The sequence below is a fragment of the Paracoccus sp. (in: a-proteobacteria) genome (assembly GCF_035556475.1).
Taxonomy (GTDB): Bacteria; Pseudomonadota; Alphaproteobacteria; order Rhodobacterales; family Rhodobacteraceae; genus Paracoccus.
In genome coordinates, this window is record NZ_DATMFA010000092.1 from 44,944 (window position 1) to 55,958 (window position 11,015).

General features: G+C 64.3%; 14 protein-coding genes. 9 read left to right on the forward strand and 5 right to left on the reverse strand.

All coding sequences use genetic code 11. The features are described from left to right. The first annotated feature begins 62 nt into the window (after positions 1-62). The gene (gene cysE / locus VNQ78_RS12205) at positions 63-905 is read left to right on the forward strand and encodes a serine O-acetyltransferase (RefSeq protein ID WP_325690066.1); all 843 of its coding nucleotides are present in this window, start codon (positions 63-65) and stop codon (positions 903-905) included. Between the two features lies 1 nt (position 906). On the opposite strand, the gene VNQ78_RS12210 is transcribed toward cysE, so the two are convergent. Continuing rightward, positions 907-1,968, reverse strand: a complete 1,062-nt coding sequence (locus VNQ78_RS12210) for a quinone-dependent dihydroorotate dehydrogenase (RefSeq protein WP_325690068.1) — start codon at positions 1,966-1,968, stop codon at positions 907-909. Beyond that, a complete protein-coding gene (locus tag VNQ78_RS12215; protein WP_325690070.1) occupies positions 1,965-2,297 on the reverse strand; it encodes a DUF952 domain-containing protein in 333 nt (110 codons plus the stop codon). Before VNQ78_RS12215 ends, VNQ78_RS12210 begins: the two co-directional genes overlap by 4 nt. A 126-nt stretch (positions 2,298-2,423) precedes the next feature. Here VNQ78_RS12215 and VNQ78_RS12220 point away from each other — a divergent pair, with 126 nt between their 5' ends. Next, a complete protein-coding gene (locus tag VNQ78_RS12220) occupies positions 2,424-4,025 on the forward strand; it encodes a bifunctional metallophosphatase/5'-nucleotidase (RefSeq protein WP_325690072.1) in 1,602 nt (533 codons plus the stop codon). 3 nt (positions 4,026-4,028) lie between these two features. Here VNQ78_RS12220 and VNQ78_RS12225 read toward each other — a convergent pair whose 3' ends face one another. Next, entirely contained in the window at positions 4,029-4,388 is a 360-nt protein-coding gene (locus tag VNQ78_RS12225) for a metalloregulator ArsR/SmtB family transcription factor (RefSeq protein ID WP_325690074.1), read from the reverse strand. 186 nt (positions 4,389-4,574) lie between these two features. On the opposite strand from VNQ78_RS12225, the gene VNQ78_RS12230 reads away from it, so the two are divergent. The 5 genes from VNQ78_RS12230 (at position 4,575) to VNQ78_RS12250 (ending at position 7,233) form a co-directional block, all read left to right on the forward strand. After that, entirely contained in the window at positions 4,575-4,919 is a 345-nt protein-coding gene (locus tag VNQ78_RS12230) for an AtpZ/AtpI family protein (RefSeq protein ID WP_325690076.1), read from the forward strand. Between the two features lie 2 nt (positions 4,920-4,921). Beyond that, positions 4,922-5,671, forward strand: coding sequence for a F0F1 ATP synthase subunit A (locus tag VNQ78_RS12235; protein ID WP_325690097.1), 750 nt, complete (start codon positions 4,922-4,924; stop codon positions 5,669-5,671). A gap of 61 nt (positions 5,672-5,732) precedes the next feature. Next, positions 5,733-5,966, forward strand: coding sequence for a F0F1 ATP synthase subunit C (locus VNQ78_RS12240; RefSeq protein ID WP_114348568.1), 234 nt, complete (start codon positions 5,733-5,735; stop codon positions 5,964-5,966). Between the two features lie 77 nt (positions 5,967-6,043). Next, complete coding sequence (locus tag VNQ78_RS12245) at positions 6,044-6,682, forward strand: F0F1 ATP synthase subunit B' (protein WP_325690080.1); 639 nt, start codon at positions 6,044-6,046, stop codon at positions 6,680-6,682. Continuing rightward, positions 6,679-7,233, forward strand: coding sequence for a F0F1 ATP synthase subunit B (locus VNQ78_RS12250; RefSeq protein WP_325690082.1), 555 nt, complete (start codon positions 6,679-6,681; stop codon positions 7,231-7,233). Before VNQ78_RS12245 ends, VNQ78_RS12250 begins: the two co-directional genes overlap by 4 nt. Positions 7,234-7,379: 146 nt before the next feature. Here VNQ78_RS12250 and VNQ78_RS12255 read toward each other — a convergent pair whose 3' ends face one another. Continuing rightward, a complete protein-coding gene (locus VNQ78_RS12255) occupies positions 7,380-8,036 on the reverse strand; it encodes an OmpA family protein (protein WP_325690084.1) in 657 nt (218 codons plus the stop codon). Positions 8,037-8,297: 261 nt separating this feature from the next. On the opposite strand from VNQ78_RS12255, the gene nth reads away from it, so the two are divergent. Both nth and VNQ78_RS12265 read left to right on the forward strand, forming a co-directional pair. Beyond that, entirely contained in the window at positions 8,298-8,966 is a 669-nt protein-coding gene (nth, locus tag VNQ78_RS12260; protein ID WP_325690086.1) for an endonuclease III, read from the forward strand. Further along, entirely contained in the window at positions 8,963-9,970 is a 1,008-nt protein-coding gene (locus tag VNQ78_RS12265) for an adenosine kinase (protein WP_325690087.1), read from the forward strand. The genes nth and VNQ78_RS12265 overlap by 4 nt, the downstream gene beginning before the upstream one ends. A 93-nt stretch (positions 9,971-10,063) precedes the next feature. Here VNQ78_RS12265 and VNQ78_RS12270 read toward each other — a convergent pair. Further along, a partial coding sequence (locus tag VNQ78_RS12270; RefSeq protein WP_325690089.1) for a 3-hydroxyacyl-CoA dehydrogenase occupies positions 10,064-11,015 on the reverse strand: 952 nt, incomplete at its 5' end.

Below are 11,015 nucleotides of genomic sequence, written 5' to 3' on the forward strand. Positions count from 1 at the left end.
CTTTCGGCCAGCATCGGTTTGGGGTAAGACTCTGGAACAAGCAAGCTGACGGATGCCTTGATATGAACCTGCACAAGGACATGGTCGAACCGCAAGCCGACGAGACGCGCGACAATACCCGCGTCTCGGTCTGGGCGCGGATCCAGCGCGAGGCCCGCATTGCCGTGCGGGACGAGCCGCTGCTGGGTGCGCTGATCCATGCGGGCCTGCTGCATCATGCGACCTTCGAGGCGGCGCTTGCCTATCGCTTCTCGCTGAAGCTCGCCTCGCGCGAGATGAGCGAGCAGATCCTGCGCGAGATCGCGGATGACGCCTTTGCGCGTTCGCCCGAGCTTGCGCTGGCGGGGCAGGCGGATCTGCTGGCGGTCTATGATCGCGACCCGGCGACGCATCGCCTGATGCAGCCGATCCTGTTCTTCAAGGGCTATCAGGCGCTGCAGGCCTATCGGATCGGACATTGGCTGTGGCAGCAGGGCCGTCGCGACATGGCCTATTTCGTGCAGATGCGCTGCTCGGAGGTGTTTGGTGTCGATATCCACCCGGCTGCCCGGATCGGAACCGGGGTGATGATCGACCATGCGCATTCAATCGTCATTGGCGAAACCGCCGTGGTGGGCAATGACGTCTCGATGCTGCATTCCGTCACGCTGGGCGGCACCGGCAAGGAAGACGGCGACCGCCATCCGAAGATCGGCAATGGCGTGATGATCGGCGCCGGCGCGAAGGTGCTGGGCAATATCAAGGTCGGCCACCATTCGCGCATCGCCGCGGGCTCGGTCGTGCTGAGCGAGGTTCCCCCCTGCAAGACCGTCGCCGGGGTTCCGGCGCGGATCATCGGCGATGCCGGTTGCAGCGATCCCTCGAACACGATGAACCAGCTTTTGGGCCACGACGGGCTTTTCTAGGCTAGAGCCAGTCCTTGAGTCCGCTGCCGGTCAGTTCGGGCAGGCTGATTTTCTCGCGCCGAAGCCGGTCGTCCAACTCGCGGGCGATCCGGTCGGCCAGCGAGAAGCCCTGATAGATCAGTGCCGAATAGATCTGGACCGCAGAAGCACCCGCCCGGAGTTTTTGCCATGCATCCTCGGAGGAGGCGATGCCGCCGACGCCGATGATCGGTAGTCGGCCTTCGGTCAACTCGCTGAGTCGTGCAAGCACATGGGTGGATCGTTGCATGAGCGGCGCGCCGGAAAGGCCGCCTGCCTCGTCCGCGAAGGGAGAGGCGATCCCCTCGCGCGAGAGGGTGGTGTTGGTGGCGATGATGCCGTCGATCCGCCCCGCAAGGACGACCGAGGCGATATCGGCGAGGCCGGCCTCGTCCAGATCCGGGGCAATCTTCACGAAGACCGGGGGGCGCCGGGACAGGCTATCCCGCGCGGTGATGACGCCATCTAGCAGCGCAGCCAGCGCCTCGGGCCCCTGAAGGTCGCGCAGCTTCTCGGTATTGGGCGAGGAGACGTTCACCGTCAGGAAGTCCGCCGTCTCGCCCGCCATGCGGACCACGGTGGCGAAATCGGCGCTTTTATCCGTGCTGTCCTTGTTCGCGCCGATGTTCAGGCCGACGGGGATGCCATTGGCCGGACGCCGTGACAGGCGCGCGGCAATGGCCTCGGCGCCCTGATTGTTGAAGCCGAAACGGTTGATGATCGCGCGGTCTTCGGTCAGCCGGAAAAGCCGCGGCTTGGGATTGCCGGGTTGCGGGCGAGGCGTCGCCGCGCCGACTTCGACAAAGCCGAACCCGGCGCGCATCAGCGCGGGAACGACGCGGGCGTTCTTGTCATATCCCGCCGCGAGGCCGACCGGGTTCGGCAGGCGGAGGCCGGCCAGTTCCGACGCCAGCCGTTCGGACGTGAAGGCCGCGCCGGGCAGGGGGACGAGGCCGCGCTCCAGCGCCGTGATCGAGAGGTCATGGGCGCGTTCGGGGTCGAGCCTGTGCAGCGCGACAAGGCCCAGTCGTTCGATCAGCTTCATTCCAGCTCTCCGGTCAGGTGCCCGTCCGGGCCGAGGACAATCTCGCGCGTCCATAGCAGGTCGGCCTCGCGCAACTCGCGGTAGAGATGCGGGAAGAGGTCGCCGCCGCGCGAAACCTCCCATTTCAGCGGGGTGAGCTTTTCCGTATCCACGGCCAGCAGCCGCAACCCGTCCTCGCCGGCGAAATGCTTGGCGAGGGTGCCGGGCACTTGTTGCGCGGTCGAAAGATGGATGAAGCCGTCGGCCAGATCGACGGGCGCGCCAAGGCTGCGGCCGTCCCGGCGGAAGGCGTCGTATTCGGAAGCTCTGAAGATTTTATAGGCAAGCATGGCGGGTTCATGCGTCGAGGTCAGGGACGCGTCAAGCCCGAAGCGAATCGCGCCTTCACGACAGTTGACGCATATCGGTTCGTCCCCGAAGCTGTCCCTCGTCCAGATACGGTGGCGAGGGAAAAGATGAGACGCTGGTTCTTTCTGACGGCAGCCACGCTCGCGCTTGGCGCAGGTGCGGCGCATGCGGATTTCACGCTGCATGTCCTGCATGTTAACGACTTCCACAGCCGGATCGAGCCGATCAACAAATCCGACGCCACCTGCGACGCCGAGACCGAGGCGAAGGGCGAATGCTTCGGCGGCGTGGCGCGGCTGGCGACCAAGATCAACGAGCTGCGCGACAAGCTGAAGGCAGATGGGCAGAACGTCGTCGTTCTGGACGCGGGCGACCAGTATCAGGGCAGCCTGTTCTATACGACCTACAAGGGCAAGGACACGGTCGAGTTCATGAACGCGATCGGCTTCGATGCCATGGCGGTCGGCAACCATGAGTTCGATGATGGTCCGGCCGGATTGCAACTTCTGGCCGAAGGGGTGAAGTTTCCTGTGATCTCGGGCAATCTGGACCTGTCGCAATCGCCCGAGCTGAAAGGCAAGGTCGGCGGCACGGTGACGCTGGACGTCGGCGGCGAAAAGATCGGGATCGTCTCGGCGCTGGCGATGGATACGCCGGAGACTTCGTCGCCCGGACCCAAGGTCATTTTCCAGGACGATCTGGAGAGCCTCGCCGCCGATGTCGAGGAGCTGACGGATGCCGGCGTCTCGAAGATCATCGCGCTGACGCATGAGGGCTATCACCGCGATCAGGAGATCGCCGGCGAGATCGCCGGAGTGGATGCCGTGGTCGGAGGTCACAGCCACACCCTTTTGGGTAATATGGAAGGCGCGGAGGGGCCTTATCCCACCATGGTGAAGGCTGCGGATGGCACCGAGGTTCCGGTCACCACCGCCTATGCTTATGGCAAGTATCTGGGCCATCTGGTGCTGACCTGGGACGATCAGGGCAAGCTCGTTTCGGCCGGGGGAGAGCCGATCCTGCTGGACGCATCCGTGAAGCCCGATGAGGCGATTGCTGCGCGGGTCAAGGAAATGGCCGCGCCGATCGAGGAGCTGAAGACGAAGCTGGTCGCCGAGACCAAGGCCCCGATCGACGGCGGGCGGGAGAGCTGCCGCCAGCGCGAATGCGAGATGGGCGTCGTGGTGGCGGATGCCATGCTGGCGCGGGTCAAGGATCAGGGTGTCAGCATTGCGGTGCAGAACGGCGGTGGTCTGCGCGCCTCGATCGATGCCGGGCCGGTGACGATGGGCGAGGTGATCTCGGTCCTGCCATTCCAGAACACGCTGTCGACATTCTGGCTGAAGGGCGAGGATGTCGTCGCGGCGCTGGAGAACGGCGCGAGCCAGTATGAGGAAGGCGCGGGGCGCTTCGCGCAGGTGGCCGGGCTGAAATATACCGTCGATCCCTCGGCCGAGGCGGGCAAGCGGGTCTCGGACGTGCAGGTGCGTGAGGGGGCGGGCTGGAAGCCGATTGATCCTGCCGCCGAATATGGCGTCGTCTCGAACAACTACATGCGCGGGGGCGGCGATGGCTATAAGGTCTTCGCGACGAACGGGACCAAGGCCTATGACTTCGGGCCGGACCTTGCGGATGTTCTGGCCGAGTATCTTGCTGCACAAGGCGCGGGCTTTGCGCCGGTGCTGGACGGGCGGATCACCGTCAAGTGACGCTTACGGCTGCCCCTCCCCGGCGGGAGGGGCGCCTTCGAGTTCGGCGAGGAGGAAGCGTTCGAAATCGTCGAGGTCGACCGGCTCGAACTGGCCGAAGCCCTGCATCCAGACCGATGCGCTGCGCAGCCCAGCGGGGTCGAGCTTGCACCAGATGATGCGTCCCCGACGCTCCTGCCGGATCAATCCCGCCGCGGCGAGCACCGCCAGATGCTTCGAGATTGCGGCAAGGCTGACCTCGAACGGCGCCGCGACATCGGTAACGCTCATGTCATCCTCGAGCAGCATGCCCAGGATGGACCGCCGTGTCGGATCGGACAGCGCGGCGAAAATCGTGTCGAGATCGGGCTTCGGGTCGGACATATGCGCTTACTTAACTGCTGGGTTGAATATGGGTCATCGCACATCATGCCTGCAAGAGGCACCGGCACGGAGAAATTGATAGCGATAAATGAATATATAACAATGAATTACGATATTACCCCGCTTGCTTGACTCGAACGGCTGCAGCACCTATCACCGCGCCAACCGATAACGGGGGTGTGAGCCATGGCCGAAGACGAGGACCATGATGCCGCCCGGGCCCGTGACGCGGAGCGGTTGCGCCAGCTTGAGGCCCGTCTTGGCCAGAAGCCGGTCGATGCCGAAGGCTCGCGCGGAGAGGAACATTTCAGTCAGGCCAACATGGCCTGGCGCATGGTGACCGAACTTGTGGCCGGATTGGGCATCGGGTTCGGGATCGGATTTGGGCTGGATTATCTGTTCGGCACGACGCCGTTCCTGATGGTCATCTTCGTGCTGCTCGGCCTCGCGGCGGGCGTCAGGACGATGATGCGGACGGCAAATGAGATAGGCAAGGCACCGGGGAAACCCGGCGGCGACGAGGGTGAATGACGATGGCGACAGAAGAACACAGTGAAGGTCTGGTTTTCCACCCGATGGACCAGTTCATCGTCAAGCCGCTGTTCGGCGGCTCGGAAGTGCATTGGTACACCCTGACCAACGCGACGCTGTGGATGGCGCTTGCGGCGCTTGCCGTCATCGCGCTCCTGGTCTTCGGCACCCGTGGCCGCGCCATCGTCCCGAACCGCTCGCAGTCGATCGCCGAACTGATGTACGGCATGATCCACAAGATGGTCGAGGACATCACCGGCAAGGAAGGTCTGAAGTACTTCCCGTACATCATGACGCTGTTCTCGTTCATCTTCTTCGCCAACGCCCTGGCGCTGCTGCCGAAATCCTTCTCGCCGACCTCGCAGATCGCCGTGACCGCTGTTCTGGCCGTGATGGTCTTTGTCGGCGTGACGGTGCTTGGTTTCGTCAAGAACGGTACGCATTTCCTGGGCCTTTTCTGGGTCAACTCGGCCCCGGCGGTGATGCGCCCGGTGCTGGCGATCATCGAGCTGATCTCGTATTTCGTGCGTCCCGTCAGCCATTCCATCCGACTTGCAGGCAACATCATGGCCGGCCACGCCGTCATGAAGGTGTTCGCCGCATTCGCCGGCGTTGCGGCCCTTGCCCCGGTCTCGGTGCTTGCGATCGTTGGCGTCTACGCACTGGAGGTGCTTGTCGCCACCATCCAGGCCTATGTCTTCACCATCCTGACCTGCGTCTATCTGAAAGACGCCCTGCACCCGTCGCACTAAGCGCCGGGACCGCAAGGTCAGGTAATTCGAAACCCTTTCCAAAGCCTCAAGGAGCATGAATATGGAAAATCTGGGTCAACTGGGACAGTATCTCGGCGCCGGTCTGGCTTGCATCGGTATGGCCGGTGCTGCCATGGGTGTGGGCAACGTTGCTGGCAACTACCTCGCCGGTGCGCTGCGCAACCCGTCGGCCGCTGCTTCGCAAACTGCCACGCTGTTCATCGGCATGGCCTTCGCCGAAGCCCTGGGCATCTTCTCGTTCCTGGTCGCGCTGCTGCTTCTGTTCGCAGTCTGATCCTTTTGCCATCCTTGCGGTTGGGTGGGGGCGTCACGCGCCCACCCGATTGTGAAACGACCGGCATGGGGTAGGAAATGTTCAGCCTGTTGCAACAGACCGCGCCCGTCGTGGTCGAACACTCAGAAACGGTGGTCCACACCGAGACCGCCGAAACGGCGGCGCACGGTGCTGATGTGGCCCATGCCGCTGCCGATGTGGCGCATGGCGCAAGCAGCGCCGGAATGCCGCAGTTGGATATCAGCACCTTCGGCAACCAGATCTTCTGGCTGCTGGTCGTGCTTGGCGTGATCTACTGGGTTCTGTCGCGCGTGGCGCTGCCGCGCATCGGCGGGGTCATCAGCGACCGTCAGGGCGCCATTACCGGCGATCTGATGGCGGCCGAGGAATTCAAGCGGAAGGCCAGGGAAGCCGAAGTGGCCTATGACAAGGCGCTGGCGGATGCCCGGGCGGAAGCGAACAAGATTGTCGCCACCAACAAGGCCGAGATCCAGAAGGAACTCAACGTCGCGATCGCTCATGCCGATGCGGAGATCGCAGCGCGCACGGCCGAATCCGAGAAGCGCATCTCCGAGATCCGCGCCTCGGCGGTCGAGGATGCCCGCAGCGTCGCGCGCGACGTGACCGGTACCCTGGTCGAGACTTTCGGCGGCAATGCGGATCAGAACCTGATCAGCGAAGCGGTCGACCAGCGACTGAAGGGGGCGCTGCAATGAAACGTCTGAGCCTTCTTTTCTCGCTGCTGGCCAGCCCGGCCTTTGCGGCCTCGGGTCCGTTCTTTTCGCTGCGGAACACCGATTTCATCGTCACGCTGGCCTTCCTGGTCTTTGTCGGGATCCTGATCTATTACCGGGTTCCGCAACTGATCGGCGGGTTGCTGGACAAGCGGGCCGATGGCATCCGCAACGATCTGGCCGAAGCGCGCCGTTTGCGCGACGAGGCGCAGGAGATCTATGCGAGCTACGAGCGTCGCCAGCGTGAGGTGAAAAACCAGGCTGCCGATATCGTCGCCAACGCCAAGCGCGAGGCGGTCCTTGAGGCGGATAAGGCCAAGAAGGCGCTGCAGGTCTCGATCGAGCGTCGCCTGAAGGCCGCCGAAGAGCAGATCGCCAGCGCCGAGGGCGATGCGGTCCGTGCCGTCCGTGACAGTGCGATCCAGACTGCCATCTCGGCCGCGACCGAGATCCTTGGCAAGCAGGCGAACCCGGCTCAGCGCAGCGCAGGCATCGACAAGGCGATCGACGACGTCGCCAAGCGTCTGAACTGAACCAAGTTTAGAACGAAGGCCGGCCCAACGGCTTTGGACAGTGCTCCTGCCCCGGATGGAAACATCCGGGGCTTTTTCTTTTTCGGAACCCGAGAAACGAAAAGGGCCGGCGATTGCCGGCCCTCGTGTCGTGATGTGGTTTCCGATCAGCGGGTGGGAGTGATCAGGATCTCGACCCGGCGGTTTTGCGCGCGGCCAGCGGCAGTGTCGTTCGAGGCGACCGGTGCGCTTGCACCGCGGCCCGAGGTCGCGATGCGCGCGCTGTTGACGCCACCAGCCGAAAGGATGCCCGAGACCGAGCGCGCGCGGCGTTCGGAAAGATCCTGGTTATAGGCGGCCGAGCCGGTGCTGTCGGTATGGCCGATCACCTGGATCCGGCTGTTCGGATATTGGTTCAGGTTGCGGGCGATGGTGTAGAGGTCGTTCTGCCCCTGTGCGCCGACCGCCGCCGAATCCGTTGCGAAGAGCGTCGATTCCGGCATCACCACGGTCAGGTAGCTGCCGTTGTTCACCACGCGGATGTTCGGATTGTTCAGCGAATCCTGCAGCGCCCTTTGCTGCTGGTCGAGGATCGAGCCACCGACCGCGCCGGCGGTCGCGCCGATCACCGCGCCCTTGATGGCGTTCGAGCGGCTTTCGCCCGCGCCGATCAGGCCACCGACGACGGCTCCGGCGATCGCGCCCTGCTGGGTCTTGCTCAGGTTACCGGTGCCGGTGGTGGTTCCGTACTGGTCGGTCGGTGCGCAGGCGGCGAGGGCCAGTGCGCCGGTCGTCACAAACAGCAGCGAGAAACGGGTTTTCATTTTCGTTATACCTTTCTTCAGGGGCGATCCGCCGTCGCCTGTCCTTAACGACGCTGCCGGCTGGTTTTCGTGCCGGGCCGGCGCTGATGCCCAAACGTGGGCAACATGGCATGGGTTCCAGGCCAACTCCACTGGAATACCGGGAAAAAGCGCGTTCAGGCGTCACAAACCGGCGATTTCGAGTGAGGCCTTCGTGTCACTCAACGAGGGGTGGAATACTGACGGCTTGCACTGGGTCGCGCGGCGTTGCATCTGCTCTGCATGGTCCGATCCGTTTCCACCCGCATCCCTCCGGCCTTGCACTATGGCGCGCAAGTGCAGATCTTCTCGCGCCTGCGCGAGGCCAATCCGTCGCCGGTGACCGAGCTTGAATATGTGAATGCCTTCACGCTGCTGGTGGCCGTGGCGCTTTCGGCGCAGGCGACCGATGTGGGCGTGAACAAGGCCACGAAAAACCTGTTTCGCAAGGTCACGACGCCCCAGCAGATGGTCGAGTTCGGGTTGGAAGCCCTGACCGAGGAAATCAAGACCATCGGGCTTTTCCGGCAGAAGGCGAAGAATGTCATCGCCCTGTCGCGCCGGCTGGTCGAGGAATATGGCGGCGAGGTGCCGCAATCCCGCGCCGCGTTGATGACGCTGCCCGGTGTCGGGCGCAAGACCGCCAATGTCGTCCTGAACAGCGTGTTTCATTTCCCCGCGCAAGCCGTCGACACCCATATCTTCCGCGTCGGCAACCGCATCCGCATCGCGCCGGGCCGCGATGTCGATGAGGTCGAGCGTGCGATCGAGGACAATGTCCCGGTCGAGTTCCAGCAGAACGCGCATCACTGGCTGATCCTGCATGGCCGCTATATCTGCCAGGCGCGGCGGCCGCGCTGCATGATCTGCCCGATCGAAGATCTCTGCCCCTATGAGGAGAAGACCGAATGACGACCCCCTATGTGATCGGGATCGGCAATGCGATCATGGATGTGATCGCGCCCGCCTCGGATGCGAGCCTTGGCCGGTTGGGCATCGAGAAGGGGATCATGCAGTTGATCGACCGCGAGCGCTCGGAATACCTGATGGCAGCGCAATCGGCGGATGCCGAGGCCGCGAAAGCCCGGTTGGTTCCGGGTGGTTCGGTCGCGAATACGCTGGCGGGGCTGGGGATGCTGGGGCTGAGGACGGCCTTTATCGGCCGCGTGGCGGGCGATCCGCTGGGCCTTTCCTATGCCGAGCAGACCGAGGCGGCGGGGACGGTCTTCGTGAACCCGCCGGTCGCGGGCGAGGTGCTGCCGACCTCGCGTTCAATCATTTTCGTCACCCCCGATGGCGAGCGGTCGATGAATACCTATCTGGGCATTTCGGCCGAACTTGGGGCCGAGGACGTGAACCCCGCCACCTTCAGCGGGGCAGACTGGCTGTTCCTCGAGGGCTATCTTTTCGACAAGGATATGGGCAAGGCGGCTTTCCTGAAGGCCGCGGAGGCTTGCCACAAGGCGGGCGGGCAGGCCGGGATCGCGCTCTCGGATCCGTTCTGCGTCGACCGGCACCGCGAAGGCTTCCGCAGGCTGGTCGCGGGGCCGATGGATTATGTGATCGGGAATGTCCATGAATGGACCTCGCTCTATCAGGTCACCGACCTTGAGGAGGCGCTGCGCCTTGCGGCGGCGGATTGCGGGACGGTGATCTGCACCCGCTCGGGCGACGACGCCATCCTGATCCGGGGCGAGGAGCGCGTGATCGCGCCGGTCAACCGCGTGGTGCCGGTCGATGCGACCGGGGCGGGCGACCAGTTCGCGGCCGGGCTGATCTATGGGCTGGCGATCGGTGCGCCGCTGGCGGTGGCCGGCCGCATGGGCTGCATCGCCGCGGCCGAGGTGATCGGCCATGTCGGCGCGCGGCCGGAAAGCGATCTGCGGGCAGGCTTCCGCGCGGAAGGGCTGATCTGACCGAGGGTTGAGGGGTTAGCGTGGGTATTTGAAAAACGGTGAAAGGGCAGAGGTTCGCGCCTCTGCCCTTCCTGCGTTTCCGGTCCTGAAGGATCAGGCGGCGGCGGAGCCGGAGCCTGCGTAGAAGCTCTTGCCCTTGGCGGCCATGTCCTTGAGCAGCGCCGGGGCGGCGAAGCGCGGGCCGAATTTCGCGGCGAGGCTATCGGCGATCTCGACCGCGCGGGGGGCGCCGAGCATGTCGAGCCAGCCGAAGGGACCGCCGGACCAGGGTGCGAAGCCCCAGCCGAGGACCGCGCCGACATCGCCTTCGCGGATGTCTTCGAGGACGCCTTCCTCGAGCGCGCGGACCGCTTCGAGGGATTGGGCGAACATCAGGCGGTGCTGGATCTCGGTCAGTTCCGGCTGCTCGGGGCTTTCCGGCCATTCCGTTGCGAGGCCGGACCAGAAGCCCTGGCGCTTGCCGGCCTCGTCATAGTCGTAGAAGCCCGCCTTGGTCTTTCTGCCCAGCCGCCCCTGGTCGGCGAGCTTGAAGATCACCTCGTCCACCGCACCATCGGGATAGGCATCACCCATCGCGGCGCGGGTGGCCTTGGCGATCTTGACGCCGAGGTCGATCGAGGTTTCGTCCACCAGTTGCAGCGGGCCCAGCGGCATCCCCATCAGCTTGGCGGCATTCTCGACCAGCACCGGGCTGACACCCTCGGCCACCATGCGGATGCCTTCGTTGATATAGGGGATGATGCAGCGGTTGGCGTAGAAGAAGCGCGCATCATTGACCACGATCGGGGTCTTGCGGATCTGGCGCACGAAGTCGAGCGCCTTGGCGACCGCGCGCGGCCCGGTCTCGCGGCCCTTGATGATCTCGACCAGCAGCATCTTGTCGACGGGTGAGAAGAAGTGGATGCCGATGAACTGGTCGGGCCGGGCGCTGGCCTTTGCCAGCTCGCTGATCGGCAGGGTCGAGGTGTTGGTGGCGAAGATCGCATCCGGCGGGATCACCGCCTCGGCCCGCTTCGTGACATCGGCCTTGACCGAAGGGTCTTCG

Bases quoted from the DNA above. Each gene is read 5' to 3' on its own strand.
- VNQ78_RS12245 (WP_325690080.1), top strand. From the start codon at position 6,044: ATGTTCAGCCTGTTGCAACAGACCGCGCCCGTCGTGGTCGAACACTCA.
- VNQ78_RS12255 (WP_325690084.1), bottom strand. From the start codon at position 8,036: ATGAAAACCCGTTTCTCGCTGCTGTTTGTGACGACCGGCGCACTGGCC.
- nth (WP_325690086.1), top strand. From the start codon at position 8,298: ATGGTCCGATCCGTTTCCACCCGCATCCCTCCGGCCTTGCACTATGGC.
- VNQ78_RS12240 (WP_114348568.1), top strand. From the start codon at position 5,733: ATGGAAAATCTGGGTCAACTGGGACAGTATCTCGGCGCCGGTCTGGCT.
- VNQ78_RS12250 (WP_325690082.1), top strand. From the start codon at position 6,679: ATGAAACGTCTGAGCCTTCTTTTCTCGCTGCTGGCCAGCCCGGCCTTT.
- VNQ78_RS12220 (WP_325690072.1), top strand. From the start codon at position 2,424: ATGAGACGCTGGTTCTTTCTGACGGCAGCCACGCTCGCGCTTGGCGCA.
- cysE (WP_325690066.1), top strand. From the start codon at position 63: ATGAACCTGCACAAGGACATGGTCGAACCGCAAGCCGACGAGACGCGC.
- VNQ78_RS12225 (WP_325690074.1), bottom strand. From the start codon at position 4,388: ATGTCCGACCCGAAGCCCGATCTCGACACGATTTTCGCCGCGCTGTCC.
- VNQ78_RS12210 (WP_325690068.1), bottom strand. From the start codon at position 1,968: ATGAAGCTGATCGAACGACTGGGCCTTGTCGCGCTGCACAGGCTCGAC.
- VNQ78_RS12265 (WP_325690087.1), top strand. From the start codon at position 8,963: ATGACGACCCCCTATGTGATCGGGATCGGCAATGCGATCATGGATGTG.
- VNQ78_RS12230 (WP_325690076.1), top strand. From the start codon at position 4,575: ATGGCCGAAGACGAGGACCATGATGCCGCCCGGGCCCGTGACGCGGAG.
- VNQ78_RS12235 (WP_325690097.1), top strand. From the start codon at position 4,922: ATGGCGACAGAAGAACACAGTGAAGGTCTGGTTTTCCACCCGATGGAC.
- VNQ78_RS12215 (WP_325690070.1), bottom strand. From the start codon at position 2,297: ATGCTTGCCTATAAAATCTTCAGAGCTTCCGAATACGACGCCTTCCGC.